General features: G+C 65.3%; 25 protein-coding genes and 1 tRNA gene. 11 read left to right on the plus strand and 15 right to left on the minus strand.

Going from position 1 to position 24,796, the window contains the following annotated elements; genetic code table 11:
- Nucleotides 1-104 precede the first annotated feature (104 nt).
- Nucleotides 105-1,064, minus strand: a complete 960-nt coding sequence (locus LH400_RS23660; protein ID WP_229155927.1) for an EipB family protein — start codon at nucleotides 1,062-1,064, stop codon at nucleotides 105-107.
- Between the two features lie 137 nt (nucleotides 1,065-1,201).
- On the opposite strand from LH400_RS23660, the gene LH400_RS23665 reads away from it, so the two are divergent.
- From LH400_RS23665 to LH400_RS23680, 4 genes are all read left to right on the plus strand, one after another.
- Entirely contained in the window at nucleotides 1,202-1,669 is a 468-nt protein-coding gene (locus tag LH400_RS23665; RefSeq protein ID WP_229155928.1) for a RidA family protein, read from the plus strand.
- Between the two features lies 1 nt (nucleotide 1,670).
- Complete coding sequence (locus tag LH400_RS23670) at nucleotides 1,671-2,408, plus strand: glycerophosphodiester phosphodiesterase family protein (protein WP_229155929.1); 738 nt, start codon at nucleotides 1,671-1,673, stop codon at nucleotides 2,406-2,408.
- 39 nt (nucleotides 2,409-2,447) lie between these two features.
- Nucleotides 2,448-3,659 carry a GNAT family N-acetyltransferase gene (locus tag LH400_RS23675; protein ID WP_229155930.1) on the plus strand — a complete coding sequence of 404 codons (1,212 nt, stop codon included), beginning with the start codon at nucleotides 2,448-2,450 and terminating at the stop codon, nucleotides 3,657-3,659.
- Between the two features lie 93 nt (nucleotides 3,660-3,752).
- Nucleotides 3,753-4,181 carry an HIT family protein gene (locus LH400_RS23680; protein ID WP_229155931.1) on the plus strand — a complete coding sequence of 143 codons (429 nt, stop codon included), beginning with the start codon at nucleotides 3,753-3,755 and terminating at the stop codon, nucleotides 4,179-4,181.
- A 119-nt stretch (nucleotides 4,182-4,300) separates the two neighbouring features.
- On the opposite strand, the gene clpA is transcribed toward LH400_RS23680, so the two are convergent.
- The 3 genes from clpA to LH400_RS23695 all read right to left on the minus strand — a co-directional run bounded on the left by clpA (nucleotide 4,301) and on the right by LH400_RS23695 (nucleotide 7,811).
- Nucleotides 4,301-6,805 carry an ATP-dependent Clp protease ATP-binding subunit ClpA gene (clpA, locus tag LH400_RS23685; RefSeq protein ID WP_229155932.1) on the minus strand — a complete coding sequence of 835 codons (2,505 nt, stop codon included), beginning with the start codon at nucleotides 6,803-6,805 and terminating at the stop codon, nucleotides 4,301-4,303.
- An 8-nt stretch (nucleotides 6,806-6,813) separates the two neighbouring features.
- Nucleotides 6,814-7,209: an ATP-dependent Clp protease adapter ClpS gene (gene clpS / locus LH400_RS23690; RefSeq protein WP_370638470.1), complete on the minus strand. Its 396-nt coding sequence runs from the start codon at nucleotides 7,207-7,209 to the stop codon at nucleotides 6,814-6,816.
- Between the two features lie 203 nt (nucleotides 7,210-7,412).
- Nucleotides 7,413-7,811 (minus strand): phasin family protein, encoded by a 399-nt coding sequence (locus LH400_RS23695; RefSeq protein WP_229155933.1) that lies wholly within the window; start codon nucleotides 7,809-7,811, stop codon nucleotides 7,413-7,415.
- A gap of 468 nt (nucleotides 7,812-8,279) precedes the next feature.
- On the opposite strand from LH400_RS23695, the gene LH400_RS23700 reads away from it, so the two are divergent.
- Both LH400_RS23700 and LH400_RS23705 read left to right on the plus strand, forming a co-directional pair.
- Nucleotides 8,280-9,653, plus strand: coding sequence for a D-alanyl-D-alanine carboxypeptidase (locus tag LH400_RS23700; protein WP_229155975.1), 1,374 nt, complete (start codon nucleotides 8,280-8,282; stop codon nucleotides 9,651-9,653).
- 150 nt (nucleotides 9,654-9,803) lie between these two features.
- Entirely contained in the window at nucleotides 9,804-10,082 is a 279-nt protein-coding gene (locus LH400_RS23705) for a hypothetical protein (RefSeq protein WP_229155934.1), read from the plus strand.
- A 46-nt stretch (nucleotides 10,083-10,128) separates the two neighbouring features.
- Here LH400_RS23705 and LH400_RS23710 read toward each other — a convergent pair whose 3' ends face one another.
- The 5 genes from LH400_RS23710 to LH400_RS23725 all read right to left on the minus strand — a co-directional run bounded on the left by LH400_RS23710 (nucleotide 10,129) and on the right by LH400_RS23725 (nucleotide 14,370).
- Nucleotides 10,129-10,566, minus strand: coding sequence for a DUF1489 family protein (locus LH400_RS23710; RefSeq protein ID WP_229155935.1), 438 nt, complete (start codon nucleotides 10,564-10,566; stop codon nucleotides 10,129-10,131).
- 155 nt (nucleotides 10,567-10,721) lie between these two features.
- Nucleotides 10,722-10,847, minus strand: coding sequence for a hypothetical protein (locus tag LH400_RS26120; RefSeq protein ID WP_255618214.1), 126 nt, complete (start codon nucleotides 10,845-10,847; stop codon nucleotides 10,722-10,724).
- Between the two features lie 381 nt (nucleotides 10,848-11,228).
- The gene (locus LH400_RS23715) at nucleotides 11,229-12,038 is read right to left on the minus strand and encodes a YdcF family protein (protein WP_229155936.1); all 810 of its coding nucleotides are present in this window, start codon (nucleotides 12,036-12,038) and stop codon (nucleotides 11,229-11,231) included.
- A gap of 143 nt (nucleotides 12,039-12,181) precedes the next feature.
- On the minus strand, nucleotides 12,182-13,540 hold the full coding sequence (locus tag LH400_RS23720; RefSeq protein WP_229155937.1) for a mechanosensitive ion channel family protein: 1,359 nt from the start codon (nucleotides 13,538-13,540) through the stop codon (nucleotides 12,182-12,184).
- On the minus strand, nucleotides 13,540-14,370 hold the full coding sequence (locus tag LH400_RS23725; protein WP_229155938.1) for an aldo/keto reductase: 831 nt from the start codon (nucleotides 14,368-14,370) through the stop codon (nucleotides 13,540-13,542). Before LH400_RS23725 ends, LH400_RS23720 begins: the two co-directional genes overlap by 1 nt.
- A 105-nt stretch (nucleotides 14,371-14,475) precedes the next feature.
- On the opposite strand from LH400_RS23725, the gene LH400_RS23730 reads away from it, so the two are divergent.
- A complete protein-coding gene (locus tag LH400_RS23730; protein ID WP_229155939.1) occupies nucleotides 14,476-15,432 on the plus strand; it encodes a heparan-alpha-glucosaminide N-acetyltransferase in 957 nt (318 codons plus the stop codon).
- A gap of 39 nt (nucleotides 15,433-15,471) precedes the next feature.
- Here LH400_RS23730 and LH400_RS23735 read toward each other — a convergent pair whose 3' ends face one another.
- Nucleotides 15,472-15,873 (minus strand): MerR family transcriptional regulator, encoded by a 402-nt coding sequence (locus tag LH400_RS23735; protein ID WP_229155940.1) that lies wholly within the window; start codon nucleotides 15,871-15,873, stop codon nucleotides 15,472-15,474.
- 122 nt (nucleotides 15,874-15,995) lie between these two features.
- Nucleotides 15,996-17,408: a magnesium transporter gene (gene mgtE / locus LH400_RS23740; protein ID WP_229155941.1), complete on the minus strand. Its 1,413-nt coding sequence runs from the start codon at nucleotides 17,406-17,408 to the stop codon at nucleotides 15,996-15,998.
- Between the two features lie 491 nt (nucleotides 17,409-17,899).
- On the opposite strand from mgtE, the gene LH400_RS23745 reads away from it, so the two are divergent.
- The gene (locus LH400_RS23745; protein ID WP_229155942.1) at nucleotides 17,900-18,883 is read left to right on the plus strand and encodes a calcium-binding protein; all 984 of its coding nucleotides are present in this window, start codon (nucleotides 17,900-17,902) and stop codon (nucleotides 18,881-18,883) included.
- A gap of 396 nt (nucleotides 18,884-19,279) precedes the next feature.
- On the opposite strand, the gene LH400_RS23750 is transcribed toward LH400_RS23745, so the two are convergent.
- Nucleotides 19,280-19,364, minus strand: a tRNA-Leu gene (locus LH400_RS23750).
- A 166-nt stretch (nucleotides 19,365-19,530) separates the two neighbouring features.
- Between LH400_RS23750 and lipB the strand changes: the two genes are divergently transcribed.
- A complete protein-coding gene (lipB, locus tag LH400_RS23755) occupies nucleotides 19,531-20,268 on the plus strand; it encodes a lipoyl(octanoyl) transferase LipB (protein ID WP_229155943.1) in 738 nt (245 codons plus the stop codon).
- 52 nt (nucleotides 20,269-20,320) lie between these two features.
- Here the strand turns inward: lipB and LH400_RS23760 are convergent, their stop codons facing one another.
- Nucleotides 20,321-20,599, minus strand: coding sequence for an acylphosphatase (locus tag LH400_RS23760; RefSeq protein WP_229155944.1), 279 nt, complete (start codon nucleotides 20,597-20,599; stop codon nucleotides 20,321-20,323).
- A 75-nt stretch (nucleotides 20,600-20,674) separates the two neighbouring features.
- Nucleotides 20,675-22,690: an acetyl-CoA carboxylase biotin carboxylase subunit gene (locus LH400_RS23765; RefSeq protein WP_229155945.1), complete on the minus strand. Its 2,016-nt coding sequence runs from the start codon at nucleotides 22,688-22,690 to the stop codon at nucleotides 20,675-20,677.
- A 137-nt stretch (nucleotides 22,691-22,827) separates the two neighbouring features.
- Here LH400_RS23765 and LH400_RS23770 point away from each other — a divergent pair, with 137 nt between their 5' ends.
- On the plus strand, nucleotides 22,828-23,187 hold the full coding sequence (locus LH400_RS23770) for a helix-turn-helix domain-containing protein (protein ID WP_229155946.1): 360 nt from the start codon (nucleotides 22,828-22,830) through the stop codon (nucleotides 23,185-23,187).
- A gap of 98 nt (nucleotides 23,188-23,285) precedes the next feature.
- Here LH400_RS23770 and LH400_RS23775 read toward each other — a convergent pair whose 3' ends face one another.
- A complete protein-coding gene (locus LH400_RS23775) occupies nucleotides 23,286-24,239 on the minus strand; it encodes a DMT family transporter (RefSeq protein ID WP_229155947.1) in 954 nt (317 codons plus the stop codon).
- A 94-nt stretch (nucleotides 24,240-24,333) separates the two neighbouring features.
- On the opposite strand from LH400_RS23775, the gene LH400_RS23780 reads away from it, so the two are divergent.
- Nucleotides 24,334-24,786 carry a YaiI/YqxD family protein gene (locus LH400_RS23780; RefSeq protein ID WP_229155948.1) on the plus strand — a complete coding sequence of 151 codons (453 nt, stop codon included), beginning with the start codon at nucleotides 24,334-24,336 and terminating at the stop codon, nucleotides 24,784-24,786.
- Nucleotides 24,787-24,796 lie beyond the last annotated feature (10 nt).

Genomic DNA, 24,796 nt, shown 5'->3' on the forward strand with positions numbered 1-24,796 from the left:
GGCGGTCTGGCGTCCGAGGCGGGGCGACTGGGCGCAATTGTCCACTCTCCGCCCCGCAACCGCTCCCTAGGGCGGGCCGGATATGGCCCGTCCGCCTGCAGCCCCTACGGGCAGTCCGGCCGCGGCAGGAGGTCGAGGCTCGAAAGCCCGCCGGCGAGCGCATAGCCGTCGAACTTCAGCAGGAGATCGTCGGAGACGCCGTTCTCGTAGAGCGTGTAGCGGGTCTGGAAGATCGGAAGCCCGTCCGGATCGCTGTCGGAATTGTAGTAGGATTCGCTGACGCGCCAGGATTTGAGGCCCTTCAGCTTGGCCTCTGGGCCTTGCGCGGCCGCTGCGCTGTCCTGCGGTTCGTCCGCCGTCGCGTCTCCCGGCGCCGGGCCCACAGTCCCTTCTTCCGGCGTCGGAGCCGAGGGCGACCCCTCGAAGCCTCCGGTCCCCGCCGCGTCGGCACCGGTCGAGCCGTCGTCCTTTGCCGGCACGTCCTTTGCTGGCGCTCCATCCGCGTCGACGGGCGCGATGACGGCCGTGCTGGTCAGGAGCTTGCCGGCATCCGCGTCGCCGTCGAAGACGGAGAACTCGGCGATCCGTTCACCCTTCTTCGCCCGCTCGATGATCTCGCTCGTATGCTGCATCGGGAAGAGCGACTTCGGCAGCACGAGGGTGCGAGCCTCCGGCTGCGTGAAGGTGACCTCGGTCTGGCCGTCCTTCGTCGTCGCCGAGCCGCTCACCATACCGTTTTCCTGAGCATCGACGAAGGACTTGGTCTCAAAGGAGAAAGACTGGCCGTCGAGGCTTTCCCGCGTCCTGGTCTGCTGATCGGTGACGATCAGTTCCTGGTCCTTCTGGAACCGGGCGACGAAGCGATAGTCGAGCTTGTAGGCCTCGCACTTGTCCTCCCGCATCTCGATCGCAATGCGTCCGTCGACATTGACGAGACCCTCCGCCTCGCCCTGAAGCGTCAGGTCGTAGGAGGCGCGATGCGGGGCGAGCGGCACGGCGCCGGCCTCTCCCGGAGCCAGAAGGAGGATGGGAGCCGCTAGGAACAGGAAGGTGCCGGACTGCATAAACTGACGATCTTTCGCTGATCGGCGAGATCGGCTACCGCTGTTTCGAACCCCGGGCCAGATCCGCCGACTTGCGCCGCGCTGCGGGCGTGCATGGTGGTCTGGTGTTATCCGTCAGCTTGAAGGAAGACAACATCATGGCCGATTCCATCGAATCCCGCCTCGCCTCTGCCGGCGTCACCCTCCCCGAAGCCGCGGCTCCCGCGGCCAACTACGTGCCGACCATCTCCTGGGGCAATCTGCTCCAGACCTCCGGCCAGCTGCCGATGGAGAACGGCGCCCTCGCCGTCACCGGCAAGCTCGGCGGCGGCGTCTCGCTGGCGGATGGGCAGAAGGCGGCCCGGCTTTGCGCCATCAACATCCTCGCCCAGGCCAGGACCGCTCTCGGCGGCGATCTTTCTCGGATCGGCCGGCTCCTCAAGCTGACGGTCTTCGTCGCGAGCGATGCCAGCTTCACTGAGCAGCACAAGGTGGCGAACGGCGCGTCCGACTTCCTCGTCGAGATCCTCGGCGATGCCGGCCGGCATGCCCGCTCGGCCGTCGGGGTGCCGGTGCTTCCGATGGACGCCGCGGTCGAGATCGAAGCGCTCTTCGAGATCGCCTGACATGTCCGAAGGTTATCGCGGCGACTTCCAGTGGCTCGTCGAGCGGCCGATTGCCCATCGCGGACTGCATGACGGCATTCGGCATGTGCCGGAGAACTCTCTCCCGGCGGCGCAAGCGGCGATCGAGGCGGGCTACGCGATCGAGTGCGACGTGCAGATGTCGGCGAGCGGCACGCCGCATGTCTTCCATGACGCCGTCACCGACCGGCTGACCGATCGGCAGGGCTCCTTCGAGACCCTGTCCGATCCCGAGATCGCGAACCTGCGGCTCGCAGGAACGGACGCCGGCATTCCGACGGTGGAGGAATTCCTCGACCTCGTCGACGGCCGGGTGCCGATCGTGATGGAGCTGAAGGGCCGCGACCCGCAGCGCGACGCCGAGTTCCTGGCGAAGCTGAGCCCTCTCGTCGCGGCCTATCGCGGCAAACTCGCCCTGATGTCCTTCGATCACTGGCTGATCGACGCAATGCTCGCCATGCGGCCGGCGGACCGCCCGATCGGTCTGACCGCGGAAGGCGTCGAGGAACCGGTTCTCGCCGCCCACCGCGCGATCTTTTCGCTTGGCTGCGACTTCGTCTCCTACAACCTCGCCCATCTGCCGAACGGCTTCGTCGACTGGGTCCGCACAGATCGCGGCGCCCCGGTGATATCCTGGACGGTCAAGACGGCGGACGAAGCCGCCCACAGCGTCCGCCATGCCGATCAAATTACGTTCGAGGGCTTTGCGCCGCAGCAATGATCGCTTGCGCTGCGGCAGCGAAGCCTTAGTTTCCACCGCATGTGGAACAATTCGAACGGGTCCGACTCTGGCCAAGCCTCCTTCGCGATCCGGATCGTCGAACGGATCGCAGCCGTCGATCCCAACGTCTGGAACGGGCTCGCCGCGACTGGCGGCGCGGTACAGCCGCATCCGGAAAATCCCTTCGTCACGCATGAATTCCTGTCGGCTCTGGAGGACTCAGGCTGTGTCGGCCAAAGAGCCGGCTGGCTGCCGCAGCATCTGGTGCTCGAAGGCGATGACGGCGTGCCGATCGCCGTCGCGCCGGCCTATCTGAAGAGCCACAGCCAGGGCGAATACGTCTTCGACTATGGCTGGGCCGACGCCTTCCAGCGGGCCGGCGGACGCTATTATCCGAAGCTGCAGATGTCGGTGCCCTTCACCCCGGCGACCGGACCGCGGCTGCTCGTCGGCGGCCTGCCCGGCGCCGAGGTTCGCCGGCAGGCGCTGGCCGAGGGCGCGAAGGCCTATGTCGCCAAGACCGGCGTCTCCTCCGTCCACGCCACCTTCGTGACCGAGGACGATCTGACCGCCCTCACCGGCTCGGACTGGCTGCACCGCACCGACCAGCAGTTCCATTTCCGAAACCGCGGCTATGGAAGCTATGACGACTTCCTCGCGACCCTTGCCTCACGCAAGCGCAAGGCGCTGAAGAAGGAGCGCCGCGAGGCGCTGGCGAACGACATCTCGATCGAGTGGCTCACCGGTCGCGACCTCACCGAGGCGGCGTGGGACGCCTTCTTCGAATTCTACCTCGACACGGGCGGGCGCAAATGGGGCCGCCCCTATCTCAACCGCCGCTTCTTCAGCCTGATCGGCGAGCGGATGGGAGACCGCGTCCTCCTGATCATGGCCAAGCGTGCGGGGCGCTACATCGCCGGCGCGCTGAACCTTCTCGGCACGGACACGATCTTCGGGCGCAACTGGGGCTGCATCGAGGAACACCCGTTCCTGCATTTCGAGGTCTGCTACCACCAGGCCATCGACTATGCGATCGCCCATAAGCTGGAGGTGGTCGAGGCCGGGGCCCAGGGGCAGCACAAGCTGGCGCGCGGCTACGAGCCGGTGACCACCCATTCCGCGCACTTCATCGCCCATCCGGGGCTGCGCCATGCCATCGAGGACTATCTGGAAGCCGAACGTGAGGAAGTGGAACAGGTCGGCGAGATCCTGAGCGGTCACACGCCCTACAAGAAGGGGGACGCCGAGTAGCGCCCTCGCCTCCGGCGCCGGTCGGATAGCGCTTGGACAAGGTCCGCCCCGCGCCTAATCTTTGTCCTCCATCAGCCATGGAGGGACCGATTCATGACCGCTTATGACGACGGCAACATCTTCGCCAAGATCATCAAGGGCGAGATTCCGAGCGAAAAGCTCTATGAAGACCAGGCCGCGGTCGCGATCATGGACATCATGCCGCAGACCAAGGGCCACTGCCTGGTAATCCCCAAGGCGCCCTCTCGCAACCTCCTCGACGCCTCGGACGAGACGCTGGCCACGGTCATGCCGATCGTGGCGAAGCTGGCGCGGGCCGCCAAGTCCGCGATGAACGCGGACGGCGTGCGAATCGCGCAGTTCAACGAAGCGACGGCGGGCCAGACCGTCTTCCACCTTCATTTCCACATCCTGCCGATGTTCGACGGGATCCCGCTCGGCCAGCACGGCGAGGCGAGCGGCGACAAGGCCGCGATCGCCGAGCAGGCCGAAAAGATCCGCAAGGCCCTCGTGGCCGCCTGATCCAGGCCGGCCGCGCGGCCGGCAGATCGTTAGCGGGACGTCGTCCGTGCTTCCTCGACAACGAAAACGGGCCGCCTCGAAGGAGACGGCCCGTTTCTCAGGTCAGTGCAGCGGACGGCCTAGTTCCGGCGCGGAACCCGCGGAACCGCCGAGCCGGTGCGGCGATCGGAGCGCGTCTCCGTCTCGCCATTACCATCCTCGCCATCGTCCTCATCGGCACCGTCGTCGAAGTCCTCGTCCGCCTCGATCTCGTCCTCGATGTCCGAGCCATCGGCCGCGACCTTGGCCCGGCGCCGCGACTCGCCGCCCTTCTTCGGCTTGCCCGGCGGAACTTCGTCGGCGATCGCCTCGAGCGCCAGCGTCTTGGCGCCGGCCTCGTCTTCGACGACGGTGACCTTGACCGTGCCGCCGCGCTTCAGCTTGCCGAACAAAACCTCGTCGGCGAGCGGCCGCTTGATGTGCTCCTGGATGACCCGGCCCAGCGGCCGCGCACCCATGTTCTCGTCATAGCCCTTCTCGGCCAGCCAAGAGACGGCATCCGGCGACAACTCGAAGATGACGCCACGCTCGGACAGCTGGGCCTCAAGCTGCATGACGAACTTCTCGACCACCTGATGGATCACCGGCGTCGGCAGCGCACCGAACGGGATGATCGCGTCGAGGCGGTTACGGAACTCCGGCGTGAACAGGCGGTTGATCGCCTCCTCGTCCGCGCCGGTGCGCTTGGAATGCCCGAAGCCGATGTTGGCCTTGGCCATGTCGGCGGCACCCGCATTGGTCGTCATGATGAGGATCACGTTACGGAAGTCGATCTGCTTGCCGTTGTGATCCGTCAGCTTGCCGTGGTCCATGACCTGCAGGAGGATGTTGAAGAGGTCCGGATGGGCCTTTTCGATCTCGTCCAGCAGGAGCACGCAGTGCGGATGCTGGTCGATCCCGTCGGTCAAAAGGCCGCCCTGGTCGAAGCCGACATAACCCGGAGGCGCGCCGATGAGCCGCGAGACCGTATGCCGCTCCATGTACTCCGACATGTCGAAGCGCAGGAGCTCGACACCGAGCGCAGAGGCCAGCTGGCGCGCGACCTCGGTCTTGCCGACGCCCGTCGGGCCGGAGAAGAGATAGGAGCCAATCGGCTTGTCGGGCTCGCGCAGACCTGCGCGCGACAGCTTGATCGCCGAGGCGAGATTCTCGATCGCCGCATCCTGACCGTAGACGACGCGCTTCAGCTGCTCGTCGAGATGGGCGAGCACTTCCTCGTCGTCCTTGGAGACGGCCTTGGGCGGGATCCGCGCCATGGTGGCGACGGTCGCCTCGATCTCCTTCACGCCGATCTGCTTCTTGCGCTTGTTTTCCGGCAGGAGCATCTGCGAGGCGCCGCTTTCGTCGATCACGTCGATCGCCTTGTCCGGCAGCTTGCGGTCGTTGATGTAGCGGGCCGAGAGTTCCACCGCCGACTTGATGGCGTCGTTGGTGAACTTCACCTTGTGGAAGTCCTCGAAATACGGCTTCAGGCCCTTGAGGATCGACACGGCGTCGTCGATCGACGGCTCCTTCACGTCGATCTTCTGGAACCTGCGCACGAGCGCCCGGTCCTTCTCGAAGAACTGCCGGTACTCCTTGTAGGTCGTCGAGCCGATGCAACGGATCGCGCCGGAGGAGAGCGCCGGCTTCAACAGGTTCGAGGCGTCCATGGCCCCGCCCGAGGTCGCGCCCGCGCCGATCACGGTGTGGATCTCGTCGATGAACAGGACCGCGCCCGGATAGTCCTCGAGCTCCTTGACGACCTGCTTCAGCCGCTCCTCGAAGTCGCCGCGATAGCGGGTTCCGGCGAGCAGCGTGCCCATGTCGAGCGAGAAGATCGTGGCGTCCGCCAGCACTTCAGGCACGTCGCCGTCGACGACGCGCTTGGCGAGGCCCTCGGCGATGGCGGTCTTGCCGACGCCGGGATCACCGACGTACAGCGGATTGTTCTTGGAACGCCGGCAGAGCACCTGGATCGTCCGGTTGATCTCCTCGGCACGGCCGATGAGCGGATCGATCCGGCCGTTGCGGGCCTTCTCGTTCAGATTGATGCAATAGGCGCTAAGGGCGTCCGGAGCCGCCTTGCGCTTGCCGTCCTCATCCTGGCCCACGGTCGACTGTTCATCCTCCGCCCCGCGCAGCGGCCGGCTCTCAGAGGCGCCAGGACGCTTGGAAATCCCATGCGAAATGAAATTCACCGCGTCGTAACGGGTCATTTCCTGCTCCTGCAGGAAATAGGCCGCGTGACTCTCGCGTTCCGCGAAGATGGCGACGAGCACGTTGGCGCCCGTCACTTCCTCGCGACCGGACGACTGGACATGAATGACGGCGCGCTGGATCACCCGGTGGAATCCGGCCGTCGGCTTGGAATCCTCGTCATGCCCGGTGACGAGGTTGGACAGTTCGGTATCGATGTAGGAAGTCAGGTTTCGCCTGAGCAGGTCGATGTCGACGCTGCAGCCCCGCATCACCGCCGCCGCGTCCTTGTCCTCGAGAAGCGCCAGGAGCAGATGCTCCAGCGTCGCAAACTCCTGTCGGCGCTCATTGGCGAATGTCAGCGCCTGATGGAGCGACTTCTCTAGGCTTTGCGAAAATGTCGGCAAGCTTCACCTCAATTCTTTTCCATCACGCATTGCAGCGGATGCTGGTGCTGGCGGGCGAAATCCATGACCTGCGTGACCTTGGTCTCCGCAACCTCGTAGGTATAGATCCCGCACTCGCCAACGCCGTGGTTGTGCACATGCAGCATGATCCTGGTGGCTGCCTCCCGATCCTTCTGGAAGAACCGTTCGAGCACGTGAATGACGAACTCCATCGGAGTGTAATCGTCGTTCAGAAGCAGCACTCTGTAAAGGCTCGGGCGCTTGGTTTTCGGTTTCGTTCGCGTGATGACGGACGTACTCCGGTCCGTCCCCGGCCCGTCGTCCTTGCCTGCCTGCGACGTGACGACGCGCCATCCTTGTAGCGTTTCCAGAGGGCCCTCGTTCAATTCCACCACCATCGTCATCGCGTCTATGTATGTGTCATTCATCGGATTTTAAGATGGCGCCATCCCGCCGCAGGCGCGCCGGATGCCGTTGATCGCGAAGGGCGCTTCGACCATGAAGATTAACGCAAAAAGGCCCGGCTGGAACCGGGCCTCGTGCAATTTGATCGGGTCTGTGGACCGGGACCGCCCCCGCGCCTCGAAAGCGCCGGGGATCGCCGTGATCAGGCCGCAGCCTGCTCGTTCATCGCAGCTTCGGCGTTCGCCGCCGTCTGCTGGGCCGCCTTGGTACCGGTGCGGAGCGCCATCGACGCCGTCTGCTCGAACGGACGATAGGTGTCCTTGGCGATGCCGGTATAGATCTCGCTGACCTTGTTCATCTGCGCGATCCAGTTCTCATACGCCGTCTTGGCATATTCGTTCTGCACCTCGATCGACTTCTCGACCGTCTTGGCCTGCAGAAGCTTCTCGATCATCGCCGTCTGCTGCTCATAGGACCGCTTGGTGAAGTCGGCGGTCTCGGAAGTGATCTGCTGGAACCCCTTCGTCATCGCCGAAAGCGACTTCATCGCGTTGTCCATGGCTTCCCTGGTCATCGTGTTGGCGTCTTCGTACATGTTCATAGAACTGTCCTTTCCCTTGCTGAAAACTGGCCATTTCCTCTGCCGCTGGCGTCGGGCGCCACGGCGTCGTCTTCTTACGGCCTTCAGATATTGCACTGCACAAAAGTTTTCAAGGTCTCGCTGCGGCGCGGGAGAATCACGTCCCGGCGGGGACCTAGCGGATCGGCCGGATGCAAGCCCGTTAAGGCTGCTGGCGGAAAGTTTCCCGGCGCAAAGAAGGGTTCGGCAACCATAAACCGATTGGTAATCCCCCCCGAACTATCGTTTGGCCATCAATTCGGCGCATCCGCGGTGGATGACGAGATGCCAGCAAGGCTTCTTTTAGTGACCCGATTTCGCGACGCCGCATTTTCCACGATCAGCGAGAGTATTCGCGTGCAATTCGAACTCACGAGACTCAAAACCGCCGCCGAGACAGTTGCGAAACTCGCAGGCATGGCCGCAGTGGGCGCTGGCCTGTTGCTTTCCATGACGGGCAGTGCTGCGGCTGTTAACCCGAAATATGCGGGTTTCGTCATCGACGCGAACAACGGCCACGTGCTTTATGCCGACCGGGCCGACGAGCTGCGCTTTCCGGCGTCGCTGACCAAGATGATGACGCTCTATCTCACCTTCGAGGCGATGAAGAGCGGTCGGATCTCGAAAAACGATGCGATGCCGGTCTCGTCCTATGCGGCATCGCGCCCGCCGTCGAAGCTCGGCCTGAAGCCCGGATCGACGCTGAAGGTCGAAGAAGCGATCTATTCGCTGGTCACCAAGTCGGCGAACGACGCCGCGGTGGTGCTGGCCGAGTACCAGGCGGGTTCCGAAGCGGCCTTCGCACGACGGATGACGGAGCGAGCGCGCCAGCTCGGCATGGCGCACACGGTGTTCAAGAACGCCAACGGCCTGCCGAATTCCGACCAGCACACGACGGCTCGCGACCTCTCCAAGCTCGGTATCGCGCTCCGCGAGCATTTCCCGGAATATTACGGCTACTTCTCCACCCGGTCCTACAGCTTCCGAGGCCGCAGGCTCGGCAATCACAACCGCGTGCTCTTCCGCGTCGACGGCGCCGACGGCATCAAGACCGGCTATATCAACGCCTCCGGCTTCAACCTCGTCACCTCGGTCAAGCGCGACGGCAAGAGTGTCGTCGCCGTGGTGATGGGCGGCACGTCCGGCCGTTCGCGCGACGACCACATGGTCGAGCTGCTGCGCCGCTACCTGCCCGAGGCAAGCACCAAGGACACCGGTCCGCTGATCGCAAGCCGCGATACGATGAGGGTCGCTTCGCTTCCCGAGGAAGTGCCGGTTCCCGGCTCGCGACCGGTGGGCGGCATGTCGATCAATGATCGCATCGCCGAGGCCTACGGCACCGAGACCGCGACACGCATCGCCGCCATTCCCGAGCCGAGCAACCGGCCGATCCTCGGCCGCGACGCGATCCGCGCCGCACTGGTCGAAGAGCGTCCGGTCGGTGCCGCCAATGCGATCCTTCCGCTCGTGAGACCGGCGGCGGCCCGCCCGGTCCCCACGCCCGCCGCGGCAATCCCGCAGGATCGCGGCCTCGACACCAGCCGCACCGGTTCGATCGCTTCGGATCAGACGCCGAATTCGCCCTGGGTCGTCCAGATCGCCGCGACCGACGACAAGGGGCGCGCCATCTCGATGCTGACCGAGGCCAAGCAGAAGGTCGGCCGCCCGCTCGCCAAGGCCGAGCCGTTCACCGAGACCGTTCGCAGCGGTTCGCAGGTCCTGCATCGTGCCCGCTTTGCCGGCTTCTCCAGCAAGGACCAGGCCTGGAACGCCTGCACGGCGCTGAAGCGGGCCGACTACAGCTGCTACGCCGTAGCAAATTGACCCCTTCATGCCGGCCGCGGGGGTGGCCGGCATGAAGACCAGCTTCGGCCGGGAGCGACCGAAGCTCGCGAGGGAAGTCGGGCGGCCAAGGCTCGCCAGTCGCCGCCCGATGCCATGACAGCATGTGTTCTGCGTAACGAGGGGTTGGAAATGTCGATCGAGCAACAAGGCCGCGGTCTGACGCAAGCGGCGAGTGGCGCGCAGCCGGAGCGGCCGGCATTTCCCGCCGGCATGCATCCACTACAGCAGGCGGCCCTGCGCCTGGGCGATGCTCGCGATGGCCGTTCGCGGCTGAAGGCGAAGGAACTCGTCGGCCTGCTCCTGTCCTACGGCGCCCGCGCATGGCGGGCTTCGCAGCCGGTCAGCCACAGCCGTGTCCGCGCCTACTCACCTGCCGGACGCTCCGCGGTCCGGATGCGCTTCCACTGAAGCAAGCCGACGACGGACCATCGGCGGCTTTCGCCGGGTCCGCATCTCACAACAGACCGAGCGCCTGCAGCTCGCGAGACAGGTCCGGCGGCAACTGGTCGTCGTCGGACGCTCCGGCGGACAGATCCGGCGGCGCATCCTCCGGCTTCAAATAGCGCCAGCCCTGGAACGGGCGGCGCGGCTGCAACCGGGTCCGCACGAACACCGGCTCCAGCACGAGCCGGCAGCGACCGATCCCCTCCCCGTCCGTGAACGGACGGATGTCGAGGATCGGCTGCCGCACCTGCACCTGACCACGCATCACCCAATAGAGCGATCCGCCGTCGATGATCTCCTCGGCCCGCTTCGGCACCATCCTGGTCGTATGGATCTGTTCGGCGACAGATCCGCCGGCGCGAGCCGAGGCGAGACGGTGTTCCACATAGGCTGCGAGTTCGTCCGGCGTCTCGACGCCGACGCAGAGCTTGATCAGGTGAAGCGGCATGACGCTTCCTATGACTCAGCGATGCCGGCCAGCCAAGACCGGCTGTCGCCGACGAGGACGCAGATTCACGCCATTGTCTGGAATGTGATGGAAATCACCGGGTAGCGCCGCGGCGACCGATCGTCACCTGCACCGCAAGAGAATAGGATCGCGACCTAATTGGCGGCGATCGCAACGGTCTCGGCGTTGGTGAAGAGAAAGCCGATAACCAAGAGCACCGAGAAAATCGCAACCGTCCACACAGTCACGCCCCAGCACGACTTCTGCACGCTGTCATCCATGATCAGAAACTGTCCTGAAACCCTGAACCACGAGCCATCCAACGACCCCCCGTCCGCTGGCTCGTGGTCGTTAAATATCGATTAACGCACGCGGTCACAAGCCACTCACGGAATAATTCTCAGCTCCGGATTTATGCATGACTCGCTTGCTCCAGACTTAACTATCGAAGCCGCCTTTGACTGGTCTCGCGATACCTCCTTGCGCCTTCCAAGGGTTAGGCCTGACCGGCGATCGCTGACCGCGCGGAAAGCCCGGCTGAGTCGGATCGGCCGGACTGCAAGAGTTCCCGAAGGCCGGCGGCAGCGTCCGGTGATTCTTGGTGTGGCCGTGACTTTTCTGCCGCGCCGGAGCTCGTGACGCCCGCCCCTTCTCGGATCTCGCTAACCAGCCGATGCCGGATCCGGCCCCGGAAACAGGGCGCCGGTGCGCCCGTCGATCCAATAGGCGAAGAGGCCGAGATATTCGCGAATGGCGAAATGAACCTTTTCCAGATTGCGGACGGCATCCCGCGACGGCCGCCAGACCGCCTGCCCGGCGGGCGTGCGGTAGTCCACCGGAACCGGCACGACCGGAAAGCCGGCGCGGCGAAAGCAGCCGAGGGCGCGGGGCATGTGATAGGCCGAGGTGACGAGGAGCCATGTCTCGCCGGACTTCGGATCGGCAAGCTCCTTCGAATACACCGCGTTCTCATAGGTGTCGCGCGAGCGCGAATCGAGCAGCAGCCGGTCCGGTGGCAGGCCGAGCGAGAGCAGGAGCGCCTCGGCCGGCTGGGCCTCGGGAATGTCGTCCTCCAAGACAGCCGCCTGCCCGCCGCTGAAGAGAATCTTGGCCTTTGGATAACGCCGGGAGAGCGCCATCGCCGCGGTCATCCGGTCGGCCGCCTCGTTGAGCTCCGGCTCTCCGCGCGTGCGGGCGACACGCGTATCCAAGGCGCCGCCGAGGACGACGATGCCGGCTACGTTCTCAGGCAGATCGGGGCGCGGAATCCGGTCCTCGAGCGCGGCCATCATCAGGAGGCCGAGCGGGCTCAGGCTGCAGATGACGAGAAGAAGCGCCGAGAGGGCGAGGAACGCCGTGCCAATGCGGCGCAGCCGCAGCCGCCGGGCGAGTAAGGCTGCCAGCGCGAGCACCATGACGGCGACCAGCGGCTGCAGGACGAACCAGCCGATCTTGGCGAGGTAGAAGAACAAAGGCCTGGAACTCCCTGCTTGCGGCCGGATCCGGACGAGAGGCAAGGCCGAACTCTGGCGCACGAAGCCTTCGCCAGCCGTTCGGCGCTGGCTGGCTGATAATCAAATCGGGCCGGCGCGGTGGCGTGGAGGGGGGACCGCCATCAATCCGTGTCGCCAAATTTCGCCTTGCTTGCGACTTCGGCTCGGGCGGCGCCTGCCCCGCCCTCCTGAACCACGATCGGCGTGCGCAGGAGCACTTCGCGATGCGGGAACGGTATGCCGATGCCGTTGGCCTTGAACGCGTCCCACAGGGCGAGGAGCACCTGGCCCTTCACATTGGTGAGGCCGCCGGGAGGATCGGAGATCCAGAACCGCAGGATGAAGTCGAGTGAAGAGTCGCCGAAGCCGGTCAGCCAGCAGACCACCGGCTTGGCCTCGATCACGCGCGGCACGGCCGCGGCCGCCTCCTTGGAGATCCGTATCACCTCATGCGGATCGGAATCGTAGGAGACGCCGAAATGGACGTCGATGCGCACGAGGTCGTTGGAGAAGGACCAGTTGATCACCTGGTTGGTGATGAAGTCCTCGTTCGGGATCAGATATTCCTTGCCGTCGCGGGTGACGACCGAGACGAAGCGCGCCCGAAGCTCGCGGATCCAGCCGAACGTCTCGCCGAGCGAGATCGTGTCGCCCGGCTTGATGGAGCGGTCGAGCAGGATGATGATCCCGGAGATGAAGTTCGAGACGACCTTCTGAAGGCCGAAGCCGAGGCCGACGCCGATCGCGCCGGAGAACACCGTCAGCGCAGTCAGATCGACGCCGACGGAGGCAAGCGCCACGACGAGGGCGATCAGGATCAGCCCGATCTTCAGCACCTTGCCGATCAGGACCCGGAGCGTCGGGGTGAGTTCCTCGCTGCGCTGGACGCGTGCGTCGAGGAACTTGCCCACGATCGAGGCGAGCCAGAGCGTGATCGCCAGCACCGCGATCGTCTTGATGACGAGAAGGGCGGAGATGCGCGACTGGCCGACCGCCACCGCGGTCTGGTCGAGGATCCGCGATACCGGGTCGAGGAGATCGAGGATCGATAGCGCGGCAAGCGTCCAGGCGGCGAACTTGATCAGCCGCGAGGCGAGGCGGTTGCGCACGATGCGCGAGGCGACGGCGATGACCAGATAGGCGAGCGCCAGCTTGAAGACGACGGAAACGATCTGCGAGCGAGGACCGCCCGCGGCGAGATCGAACAGCGTGGCGAACCACAGGAGCGCGACGAAATAGACGAGCTTCATGCGCCGGCGGATCGCGACGACGATCCGAAGCACGCCCGGTGCGCCCTTGATCCGGCGGGCCTGGCGTTCGATCGGGTGGCGCGTGACGCGATCGAACGCAAAGGCGAGGATGACGCAGAGCGCCACGACGCCGATCTGCGCCAGCGAGGACGGCTGATAGAAGAAGCGGAGCGCCTCTCGTCCCCATTCGGAGACGCCGGCGGCGATCCGCCGCAACGTCTCCGGATCCATCAGTTGCGATCCCAATTGGGCGCGAAGGACGGGTCGACGAGCCGCTGGCGCCGATGCGTCAGCTCCGTGATCGCCCGCATCTCCTCATCGGACAGCGCAAGATCGAAGACGTCGAGGTTTTCCGCCAGACGCTCCTTGTTCTTCGTCCGCGGAATCGCGCCAACCCCTTCCTGCGCGACCTCCCAGGCCAGCACGATCTGCGCCGGTGTGCGCCCGTGCCTCTCAGCCGCCTCCCGGATCACCGGATGATCGAGAACCGCCCCGCCCTGCCCGACCGGCGAATACGCGATCAGCGCCATGTCGTGGCGGCGGCAGGCCGACAGCACAGCCTCCTGGCTGAGGAACGGGTGGTATTCGACCTGATTGCACACCAGCGGACGCGACGACATGGCACAGGCCTCGTCGAGCAGCGCGCTGGTGAAGTTGGCAACGCCGATATGCCGCGTCAGCCCCCTGTCGGCGACCGCGTTGAGCGCATCGATCGATTCCTCCAGCGGGATGGAGCCGTTCGGCCAGTGGATCAGCAGGAGGTCGACCGCGTTGATGCCGAGCGCCTCGACCGCCCGTTCGGCCGACGGCAGGAACTTGTCCTCCGAAAGCTCCGTCCACCAGACCTTGGTGGTGACGAACAATTCGTCGCGATCGATGCCGGCCTGGCGGATGCCTTCGCCGACCTCCCTCTCATTGCCGTACATGCGAGCCGTGTCGATATGGCGGTAGCCGGTTCGGATCGCCTCGGCCACCATCTCGACGCAAGCGCCCCCTTCGAGTGTATAGGTGCCGAAACCGATCGCGGGGATATGCGCACCGTGCGCCTCGATGATCTTCATGTAGAGCCTTTCCGGGAAGCCGTGTCGCGAGCGCGGCACGTGTCGTTCATGTGTCGCCTCAGGAAGATAGGCGGGGCGACCCCGTTTCCAGCGCCGAGGAATTTCGTGTCCGACCTCCCCAATCCGGCCGCCCGCGGCCGCATCGAGATCATCGACATCGCCCGCGCCATCGCCCTCCTGGCCATGGTCGTGTTCCACTTCACCTGGGACCTCGAACACTTCTCCTATGTCGAGCACGGTCTGACCGGCTCCGGCGGCTGGCGGATCTTCGCGCGGGCGATCGCCTCGAGCTTCCTTTTCCTCGTCGGCTTCAGCCTGGTCCTTGCGCATGGGCGCAGGATTCGCTGGCGGCCATTCCTCCTCCGCCTGGCGCAGGTCGCGGCGGGCGCCCTCGCCGTCACCGCGATCACGCTGTTCGTCACGCCAAACAGCTTCGTCTTCTTCGGCATCCTGCACGAGATCGTGCTGGCGAGCCTCATCGGCCTTCTTTTCCTGCGGCTGCCCTTCTTCGTCACGGCGCTGGCGGCGGCACTCGTCATCGCGCTTCCCGCCTTCTTCTCCGATCCCGCCTTCGACACGCCGCTGCTTGCCTGGATCGGCTTCGCACCGGCCCCGCCCCTGTCGAACGATCTCGTTCCGCTCTTTCCGTTCTTCGGCGCCGTGCTCGCCGGCATCGCCGCCGGCCGGCTTGCCACCGACACCGGTTTTCTCGATCGTCTGCGCGCCCTCAACCCCGCCTTGCGCCCGCTCCAGCCGGTGGCGGTGCTCGGTCGCCACACCCTCGTCTTCTACCTTCTCCACCAGCCGATTCTCTTCGGCCTCGTCTTCGCGTTCGCCCAGGTTGCGCCGCCCGACACGAACAAGGTGTTCGCCGCCGACTGCATGCGCGCCTGCATCGGTGATCGGCCGGCCGATTTCTGCGACCGCTATTGCGCCTGCGCGCGTGACGAGTTGAAGGCGGAGAAGCTGTTCGACACCCTGATCGCGGGCGATATCGGCGCGAAGGACATGACCCGCATCAGACAGGTCACCAACCAGTGCTCGATCAAGGCGCTGCAGTGACCGGAGGGAGTTCTGCCGCAACGCACGCGAAAAGGTGCCTCAGCCGCTGCGGGCGCGCTGGCCGATGCCGAGTTCGGCCATGCGCGTGAGGCAGGCTTCTTCGGCCGCGTCGAGCTCGCGCAGCATGTCCTCGATGTCGCGCTTCTTCTGCTGAAGCTCGTCGCGCCGCTCGGCGACCCGCGCGAGAATGGTGCGCAGTTGGCCGGCCTCGCCCGGCGGCGCCTTGTACATGGCGATGATCTCGCGGATCTCGGCGATCGAGAAGCCCAGCCGTTTGCCGCGCAGGATGTTGCGCAGGAGCTGCCGGTCGGAATGCCGGAACAGCCGGGTCCGCCCGCGGCGGATCGGCGCGATCAGCCCCTCGTCCTCGTAGAATCGGATCGTCCGCGTCGAGATCCCGAACTCGCGGGTCAGCTCGGTAATCGTATAGTGCTCCCGCATCAGCGGCCATGCTTCCCAAAAATCACGCGCCCGGCCATGCTTGCCCGAGGTTTCGGAGCGAAGTCAAACTTACGGCATGGCAAGCCGGCAGCACGGGATCGCGGCCGCACGGGGCGTAGCGCTCAGGAAATGCCGAACCACCAGCTGGCAAGGCCGAGAAAGGCGAAGAAGCCGACGACGTCCGTGACCGTCGTGACGAAGGTGCCGGAGGCGATCGCCGGGTCGGCGCCGAAATGGTCGAGGATGAGCGGGATCAGGATGCCCGCCAGCGCGGCGGCCAGCATGTTGAAGATCATGGCGCAGCCGATCACGGCGCCCAGATTGCTGTTTCCGAACCACAGCCAGGCGACCCCGGCGATGAGAACCGCGAAGAGCAGGCCGTTGAGAAGGCCGATCAGGACCTCTCTGCGCACGATCCGGCCGGCATTGTAGATGTCGATCTCCCGGGCCGAGAGCGCCCGGACCGCGACCGTCATGGTCTGGGTGCCGGCATTGCCGCCCATGGAGGCGACGATCGGCATCAGGACGGCGAGCGCCACCATCTGCTGGATGGTCGCATCGAAGAGACCGATGACGAGCGAAGCGAGAATTGCCGTCGCGAGATTGACGAGGAGCCACAGGAAGCGGGAGCGGGCCGCCGTCAGGACGGTGTCGGAAATCTCTTCGTCGCCGACGCCGCCGAGGCGCTTGATGTCCTCGTCGGCCTCCTGCTGAAGGATGTCGATGACATCGTCGATGGTCAGGATGCCGACCAGCCTCTCGCTGGAATCGATCACCGCGGCCGAGAGCAGATCGTACTGCTCGATGATCTGCGCCGCTTCCTCCTGATCGGTCTCGGCCGGGATCGCATGGCGCGTCTCGTGCATGATGTCCTCGATCTTCTCCGGGCGCTTGGCCCTGAGGATCCGGTCGAGGTCGACGGCGCCGAGCAGCTTGAAGGTCGGATCGATGACGAAGATCTGCGCGAAGGATTCCGGCAGGTCCTCCTCCTCGCGCATGTAGTCGATAGTCTGGCCGACGGTCCAATAGGGCGGCACCGCGACGAACTCCGTCTGCATGCGCCGACCGGCCGATTCTTCCGGATACTCCAGCGACCGGCGCAGCCGCAGCCGCTCGCGAAACGGCAGCTGGGCGAGGATTTCCTTGCGGTCGTCCTCCTCGAGGTCCTCCAGAATGTAGACCGCGTCGTCGGAATCGAGCTCGCGCAGGGCCTCGGCGACCTGCTCGTTCGGCATCGCGTCGACGATCGACAGGCGGATCGCCTCGTCGACCTCGGTCAGCGAAGTATAATCGAACTCCTCGCCCATCAGCCGAACGAGCGTCTGGCGCTGATCGTTGTTCAGCGTCGAGAGAAGGTCGCCGAGCTCGGATTCGTGCAGGCGCCCGACGCGCTCGCGCAGGAAGTCGGCGTCTTCCTCTTCGATCGCCGCACGGACTCTGTCGAGGAAGTCCTCGGCGATATAGCCGTCCTCGTCGTAGATTTCCGACTGCGCTTCGATGGCGGGCGCGCCGTTCGCGAGCTGTGTGTCAGCCATGCACCCTCCTCTTCAGACGGAAAAATGTCGCGGCGCGGCCGCGGCGCGCATGGGCACTGCGTCTAGAGCAATTGGGCCGGGTCGGAAAGGCGGGGGACGACAATGGCTTGCGCCGCGGCGAAGAGCGGTCCGGAAGATTTCGCCCGCTGCGACAAGGACAGAGCCCGGGCCAAGTACTAATCTTGCGGGAGCGCACTGGGCAGGTACGCCGCTTCCAACCGCCACCGCCAGGCCCGTTCCTCCGGTGCACCCACCGGCGATCAGGATGGCAGTCTCCGCAATTCCCAAGACAAAGGGGCTGTCGCGACCGGGCGGCCGACTTGCATGCCAGCCCTAGATTCCGCAGCGTTATTCCAAATCCCTCAAGTCAGCAATCGTAATCCACCGAAATCCATCGAGATTCAGCCGATTAACCGAAAAAATTCTCTAGGAATAGCTTTCCATTCAAGCTACAGTGACCTTACGTCATTTTGTAAAAGTGAGAACGTATCATGACCACTATCGTCGGCACGAACAATTCCGAATCACTTGTCGGAACGGAAGAAACGGACTACCTCTACGGGAATGGCGGCGCGGATACCCTTATCGGTTACGGGTTCCCCGACTATCTCTACGGAGACGACGGCAAGGATTACATCTTCGGCGGCAATGGCAACGACTACATCCAGGGTGGCAATAGCGACGACATCCTGTTTGGCGGTTCGACCGACAGCGGCGCGGACACGATCTACGGCGACGGATCGGGCGCCTCGACGGGCCAGGTCGGCGACGATCAGATCTATTTGAATGACGGCGCAGACTACGCCCAAGGCGGCGGCGGCGACGACACGATCGGCGGCGGCCTCGGAAGCGACACGATCTATGGCGATCTGTCGGGCGGCACGCAGTACGGCAGCGACCAGATCTTCGGAAGCCAGGGCAACGACCTCATCTACAGCGGCCAGGGACAGGACACTGTCTATTCCGGGACCGAAGACGACCTGATCTACATCTCCGGCACCAATGGCCAGTTCGGTGGCGGTTCCGGCGACGATACCATCCAGACGACGACCGGCTACACCGCTTCCAGCAACACCATCTATGGCGGCTCCGGCCACGACTACATCTATGCCTACCAGTCATACTCCAACAAGATCTGGGGCGGCGGGGATGCAGACTACATCGTGCTTTACGACTACAACAGCTCCGATCGGGTCTTCTACCAAGCCGGGCAGACCGGCACCGGCTCGAACTACCTGACCGGATCCGACACGGTCTACGGCTTCGAGCACGATGTCGACGTGATCGATCTGTCTCTCTACACCTACAACAACGCCGGTGCGACGACGGACCTCCTCGCCACCGACGTGTCGGTCACAGCCGTCTCGAATTCCGGCGGCGTCTACCAGACCCTCATCACCATCAATGCCGAGACGACCGAACAGATCGTCGTCTATGGCGATGCCTACCTCGATGCAGGCGATCTCTACGTCTAGCGACGCGAATGGGCGCTCCGGCCCTGACGACGGCCGGGCGCCCCAACGTCTCAGATTTTGCAGGTACGACGAACGAGCGACATCCGCTCCAGGCGAATGCCGAGCGGATGTCCGACAGATGGGACCCGAACCCGGGCGCTGACCTTCCCTTCGCGACGAAGCGGTGCCGCCAAATTCTTCCACAACGAATTCGACGTCCGATGTCCGCATCGGGCGTCGAAACGCGTTTGGCCATGGGTCAGAGAGAGCCGCGCCCGTCAGGCGCTACCGGGAATCGCGCAAGCTGATGCGACCCGCCGGATGGCGAAGAAACGATATCGCTTCCGCCGAAGAGGCGCGTCGCGCATGTCGCCTCACAGAGAGCGATCGCAAATTTCCAGGAGTTCCGAAGATGGCTGGTGCGGTCGAGAAGACTCGAACTTCCACGGGTTGCCCCACAGCGACCTCAACGCTGCGCGTCTACCAATTCCGCCACGACCGCACGCCGTGTACCGACTGGCCGCTCGGCCATCGGTGAAGCGCATCTAACAAGAGTTCCGGCGCCGCACAAGGGGCTTGTGACGATCCGATGATCGTTGTGGCCCGCGGCGCACCGATCGATCGCTCAGGATCTCAAAATCGGCTTGGAACGATGCTAAATGAGCGGAATGGACACTGCCCTTCCTCTCGCCTCGCCGACGCCTCGTCTTGCCACCTCGGCCGAGCGCTTCCTTGCCGCGCCCGAATCGCCACCCGTGGCCTGGACGGTTCTCGACGGGCTGACGCCTTATGCGGATGCCCTTGCGATGATGGAGGCGCGAGTCGCGGCGATCGCCGATGGCGAGGCCGAAGAGACGGTGTTTCTGGTCGAACACCCGCCGCTCTATACTGCCGGCACCAGTGCCCGGGCCGAGGATCTTCTCGATGCGCGATTCCCCGTCTTTCCGGCCGGGCGCGGCGGCGAATACACCTATCACGGGCCGGGACAACGGGTCGCCTACGTGCTGCTCGACCTGAAGCGCCGCCGCCAGGACGTTCGTGCCTTCGTGGCGGCGCTGGAGGCCTGGATCATTGCGACCCTTGCCGAATTCCAGGTGCGCGGGGAGCGGCGCGAGGACCGCGTCGGCGTCTGGGTGCAGCGGCCGGAACGGCCGGTGGGTCTGGACGGCTCCATGGCCGAGGACAAGATCGCGGCGATCGGCATCAGGGTCCGCCGCTGGGTGACGTTCCACGGCATTTCCCTCAATGTCGATCCGGATCTGTCGCATTTTTCCGGCATCGTGCCCTGCGGCATCCGCGGCCACGGCGTGACCAGCCTCGCCGATCTCGGCATCCTCGTCTCGATGCCGGAGGTGGACGGCCTGCTCCGCAAGAATTTCGAGGCGGTGTTCGGGGCGACGGCATAGCCCTCACGCGCGCCAGCAGTCTCGTCGCAGTGGAGGCGGTGAGCCTGGAGGCTCACACCGTGTCGCGCAGGATGAAGCCCTCTGCCGGGCGCTCCTGCGACGGCGTCGCGTCAATCGCCGTCACCGTTGCGCCTGAGGGACCCGTCCACAGGGCCGACAGCATGTCCTCGACCCCGGCGGCCTCCCCTGAGAAGACGGCCTCGACGGTGCCGGAGCGCCGGTTGCGCACCCAGCCCGACAGGCCGCGATGCGTCGCTTCGCCATGGCACCAGGCCCGATAGCCGACGCCCTGCACGCGACCGGATATCTCGACATGGGTGAAGGTCGTCATGGGAGCTCCCGTGCAAGGTCGTGGTTGACCGTCACGCGATGACAGGCCCGGAACAATGATAGCGGCGGAGCGCCGCTATTCGAACTCCATGATCACCGCATCGACGGCAAGGCTGTCCCCCGGCTTCGCCTTGAGGCTCGCAACCGTCAGGTCGCGCTCCGCCCGCAGGATGTTCTCCATCTTCATCGCCTCGACCACGGCCAGCGTTTCGCCCGCCTTGACCGCCTGCCCTTCCTCGACCGCGATGGAGACGACGAGCCCCGGCATGGGGCAGAGCAGGAGCTTGGACGTGTCGGGCGCCTGCTTTTCCGGCATCAGCCGGTCGAGCTCGGCGATGGCGGGAACCATGACGGCGACATCGATCCAGACGCCGTCGAGAAACAGCGAGACGCCATTGCCGCGCGTCCTCACCTGCGCGGTCTCGGCGACGCCGTCGATCGTGCCGGTCCAGGGGGATTCCCCCGGCCGGTAGGCGGTGGCGATCAGCGAGGCGCGGCCGTCGCAGGCCGCGCGGTAGATGTCCTCGCCGGGCGCCAGCTCGTCCGGCCGCTTGACCGAGACCGGCAGATAGCCGCCCTCGATCCTGGCGACCCAGTCGCGCTGCAATTGGCCCGAATGCGGCCGCAGCCGGTCGACATGCCGGTCGAGCCGCCGCTTCCGCGCGATCTCGATCGTGGTGGCGATCAGCGCGGCGCGGCGCTTCGTGTCCGCCGAAGGCTCCGGCCGCTCGAAACCGTCCGGATATTCCTCCGCGATGAACGCGGTCGACAGCCGCCCTTCGCGCCAGCGCGGATGCTGCATGAGGGCTGCGAGGAAAGGGATGTTGTGCGAGATGCCGTCGATCTCGAAGGCGCCCAGCGCCCGCCCCATGGCGTCGATCGCCTTCTCGCGGGTGTCGGCATGGGTGCAGAGCTTGGCAATCATCGGGTCGTAGTAGAGCGAAATCTCCGAGCCCTCCTCGACGCCGGTGTCGTTGCGCACCGTCGCGCCCGGCGCGATCGACACCTCAGGCGGGCGGTAGCGGCTGAGCCGGCCGATCGAGGGCAGGAAGCCGCGGAAGGGATCCTCGGCGTAGATCCGGCTCTCCACCGCCCAGCCGTCCAACCTGACGTCCTCCTGGTGGATCGCCAGCGGCTCGCCGGCCGCGATCTTCAGCATCTCCGCGACGATGTCGATGCCGGTGACGAGTTCGGTGACCGGATGCTCCACCTGCAGCCGCGTGTTCATTTCCAGGAAATAGAAATTACGCTCCTTGTCGACGATGAACTCGACCGTCCCTGCGCTCTGATAGTCGACGGCCTGAGCGAGCGCGACGGCCTGGGCGCCCATCGCCGCCCGCGTCTCGGCATCGAGAAAGGGCGACGGCGCTTCTTCGACGACCTTCTGGTTGCGGCGCTGGATCGAACACTCGCGCTCGCCGAGATGGATGGCATTGCCGTGGGCGTCGGCGAGCACCTGGATCTCGATATGGCGCGGCTCGACCACGAACTTCTCGATGAACACGCGGTCGTCGCCGAAGGAAGAGCGCGCCTCCGAACGGGCGCGGTCGAAGCCGTCGCGGCATTCGCGCTCGTTAAAGGCTATGCGCATACCCTTGCCGCCACCGCCGGCCGAGGCCTTGATCATCACCGGATAGCCGATCTCCCCGGCGATCCGCACCGCCTCGTCGGCATCCTCGATGATGCCGAGATGGCCGGGCACGACATTGACGCCGGCGGCCTCGGCGAAGCGCTTCGATTCGATCTTGTCGCCCATCGCCCGGATCGCCTTCGGCTTCGGCCCGATGAAGGTGATGCCGTTGTCCTCAAGGAGTTCGCAGAAGGCGGCCCGTTCGGACAGGAAGCCGTAGCCGGGATGCACCGCCTCTGCGCCGGTCTCGCGGCACGCCTGAAGGATCTTCTCGCCGAGAAGATAGCTCTCGGAGGCCGGCGCCGCGCCGATATGCACCGCGGTGTCCGCCATGCGCGCATGGACCGCGTTCCGGTCGGCGTCGGAATAGACGGCGACGGTGCGGATCCCCATGGCGCGGGCGGTCCGGATCACGCGGCAGGCTATCTCGCCGCGATTGGCAATCAGGATGGTCTCGAACATGTCGATGCTTCGACTCCGGCGGGAAATGATCAAAGACAAGGCATCGGTTTTGACCTTTGTGCTGAAATCCCGCAAGTCAGTCGCATCATGTTCCGTGATGGGAGCGAGGGATCAACACCGAGACGAGGGGAATAGCGATGATGGATCAGCCGATCATGCGCACGGACGACGACACGATGGGCGGCCGGATCGAGCGGATGCGCGCGCGGTTCGGACTGTCGACGGAGGCCCTCGCCGCCCGGATCGGCGTCGATGCGGAAACCATGCGGGACTGGGAGCGCGACCGTGCGGCTCCCGGTCCTGAGCGGCTGGTCGCGCTGGCCGGCGCCTTCGGCGTCAATCCGGCCTGGCTCATGGAGGGTCTCGGCGAACCGGACGAGGAGGTCGGCCTCGACCACGCGGCGGCGAGCCTCAGGCTCGAGGAGCTGCGGCGCCAGCGCGCGGCGATCGACCAGCAGATCCAGCGCCTCGAAGCGCTCCTCGCCCAGACCGGCTAAAGCATCGGACCGAAAAGTGGGAACCGGTTTTCGGAACGATCCGATGCGAGAACAATGAGAGAGGCCGGAGGCGCAATCCCGATTTCCCGCCCGATGCTTTAGTGTTCGGCCGGGACGCGTTCGACGCCGACCGCGAGGCGCCGCTCACGCAGATAGATGAAGAGGCCAGAGCCGACGATGATCGCAATGCCGAGGAATTTCGGCGCATCCGGCAATTCCGAGAAGAAGAGGTAGCCGAGGATGATCGCCGAGACGATCTCGATATAGCCGAACGGGGCGAGCAGCGAGGCCGGCGCGAGCCGATAGGCCTCGATGAAGCAGAGATGGCCGGCCGTGCCGACGGCCCCCATCACGAGGAATATCCCCCAGACCGCGGCCTCGCGCGGCCAGCGGAACGACAGGTCCGGGATAGCCAGGGCTTCGCCGACGGCGATCAGCAGCGCCACGACCGCGGCGCCCCCGAGCCCGGCGTAGAACAGCATTCCCATCGGCGTCGTCCCGCGCGAGACCCGGCGGCTGAGGATGAGGTAGAGGCCGACAGCGATCGCCGCGGCGAGCGGCAGCAACGAGGCGAGGCCGAATACGGCATAGCTCGGCCGGATAATGATCAACGCGCCGACAAACCCGGCGAGCACCGCGAGGATCCGGCGCCAGCCGACGCTCTCCTTCAGGAGCAGCGCCGAGAGAAGCGTCACGATCATCGGCTCGACCAGGAACACCGCCACCGCGTCGGCGAGCGGCATGAATTTGAGCGCTCCGAAAAAGGCGATGCCGCCGATCCCGAGCAGCGCGCCCCGCAGGAAGTTCGTCCGCGGATGGCGGGTCGCAAGCCCCTTGATGCCATGGCGCAGGAGGAGAAGCGGCAGGATCATCACCGCCTGGAGGATCAGCCGGATCAGCGAGACTTCTCCGGGAGGAACTTCATAGGTGGTGACCAGGATCTTGCCAAACGCATCGAGCAGCGGAATGAAGGCCGCGCCGCTCGCCATGATGACGATGCCGCGAATGGTCTCGGCCGGCGTGTTCTCGAGGGTCTCGGTGATCGTTGCCATGCGCTTTGATCGCATGGAAAAACGGCCCTCGCCATTGATAAGTTGGCGTTAGGGAAACGGCCGAACGTGAATCTGGGCTGCAGGAAAGACGACGATGACCAAGCTCCTGATCGACGCCGATGCCTGTCCGGTGAAGGACGAGGCGATCGAGATCGCGGTCCGTCACGGCGCCGAAGCGGTGCTCGTCTCCAATGGCGGCATGCGGCCCTCGCGCTATCCGGACGCGCGGATCGTTGCCGTGCCGGAAGGGCCGGACGCCGCCGACGACTGGATCGTCGACGCGGCCGAACCGGACGACGTCGTTGTGACCGCCGACATTCCGCTCGCCGCGCGTGCGCTCGAAAAGGGCGCGGCCGTGCTCGGGCCTACCGGGCGCCCCTTCACCGACGAGACCATCGGCACTGCCCTGTCGATGCGGGCCTTCAAGCAGCATCTGCGCGAGACCGGCGAATCGAAGGGCTACAATGCCAGCTTCACTGCCGCCGACCGCTCGCGCTTCCGCCAGGCGCTCGACCAGATCCTGAAACGGACCGCCGCCGGAAGCTGAGCAAGTCCTT

It is taken from the genome of Jiella soli (genome assembly GCF_020615385.1).
Classification (GTDB): domain Bacteria; phylum Pseudomonadota; class Alphaproteobacteria; order Rhizobiales; family Rhizobiaceae; genus VKMB-3413.

What these genes read in the sequence shown, in the direction of transcription:
- LH400_RS23660 (WP_229155927.1), bottom strand. Translation starts at nt 1,064, where the DNA reads ATGCAGTCCGGCACCTTCCTGTTCCTAGCGGCTCCCATCCTCCTTCTG.
- LH400_RS23665 (WP_229155928.1), top strand. Translation starts at nt 1,202, where the DNA reads ATGGCCGATTCCATCGAATCCCGCCTCGCCTCTGCCGGCGTCACCCTC.
- LH400_RS23670 (WP_229155929.1), top strand. Translation starts at nt 1,671, where the DNA reads ATGTCCGAAGGTTATCGCGGCGACTTCCAGTGGCTCGTCGAGCGGCCG.
- LH400_RS23675 (WP_229155930.1), top strand. Translation starts at nt 2,448, where the DNA reads ATGTGGAACAATTCGAACGGGTCCGACTCTGGCCAAGCCTCCTTCGCG.
- LH400_RS23680 (WP_229155931.1), top strand. Translation starts at nt 3,753, where the DNA reads ATGACCGCTTATGACGACGGCAACATCTTCGCCAAGATCATCAAGGGC.
- clpS (WP_370638470.1), bottom strand. Translation starts at nt 7,209, where the DNA reads ATGACGATGGTGGTGGAATTGAACGAGGGCCCTCTGGAAACGCTACAA.
- LH400_RS23695 (WP_229155933.1), bottom strand. Translation starts at nt 7,811, where the DNA reads ATGAACATGTACGAAGACGCCAACACGATGACCAGGGAAGCCATGGAC.
- LH400_RS23700 (WP_229155975.1), top strand. Translation starts at nt 8,280, where the DNA reads ATGACGGGCAGTGCTGCGGCTGTTAACCCGAAATATGCGGGTTTCGTC.
- LH400_RS23705 (WP_229155934.1), top strand. Translation starts at nt 9,804, where the DNA reads ATGTCGATCGAGCAACAAGGCCGCGGTCTGACGCAAGCGGCGAGTGGC.
- LH400_RS23710 (WP_229155935.1), bottom strand. Translation starts at nt 10,566, where the DNA reads ATGCCGCTTCACCTGATCAAGCTCTGCGTCGGCGTCGAGACGCCGGAC.
- LH400_RS26120 (WP_255618214.1), bottom strand. Translation starts at nt 10,847, where the DNA reads ATGGATGACAGCGTGCAGAAGTCGTGCTGGGGCGTGACTGTGTGGACG.
- LH400_RS23720 (WP_229155937.1), bottom strand. Translation starts at nt 13,540, where the DNA reads ATGGATCCGGAGACGTTGCGGCGGATCGCCGCCGGCGTCTCCGAATGG.
- LH400_RS23725 (WP_229155938.1), bottom strand. Translation starts at nt 14,370, where the DNA reads ATGAAGATCATCGAGGCGCACGGTGCGCATATCCCCGCGATCGGTTTC.
- LH400_RS23735 (WP_229155940.1), bottom strand. Translation starts at nt 15,873, where the DNA reads ATGCGGGAGCACTATACGATTACCGAGCTGACCCGCGAGTTCGGGATC.
- mgtE (WP_229155941.1), bottom strand. Translation starts at nt 17,408, where the DNA reads ATGGCTGACACACAGCTCGCGAACGGCGCGCCCGCCATCGAAGCGCAG.
- LH400_RS23745 (WP_229155942.1), top strand. Translation starts at nt 17,900, where the DNA reads ATGACCACTATCGTCGGCACGAACAATTCCGAATCACTTGTCGGAACG.
- lipB (WP_229155943.1), top strand. Translation starts at nt 19,531, where the DNA reads ATGGACACTGCCCTTCCTCTCGCCTCGCCGACGCCTCGTCTTGCCACC.
- LH400_RS23760 (WP_229155944.1), bottom strand. Translation starts at nt 20,599, where the DNA reads ATGACGACCTTCACCCATGTCGAGATATCCGGTCGCGTGCAGGGCGTC.
- LH400_RS23765 (WP_229155945.1), bottom strand. Translation starts at nt 22,690, where the DNA reads ATGTTCGAGACCATCCTGATTGCCAATCGCGGCGAGATAGCCTGCCGC.
- LH400_RS23770 (WP_229155946.1), top strand. Translation starts at nt 22,828, where the DNA reads ATGATGGATCAGCCGATCATGCGCACGGACGACGACACGATGGGCGGC.
- LH400_RS23775 (WP_229155947.1), bottom strand. Translation starts at nt 24,239, where the DNA reads ATGGCAACGATCACCGAGACCCTCGAGAACACGCCGGCCGAGACCATT.
- LH400_RS23780 (WP_229155948.1), top strand. Translation starts at nt 24,334, where the DNA reads ATGACCAAGCTCCTGATCGACGCCGATGCCTGTCCGGTGAAGGACGAG.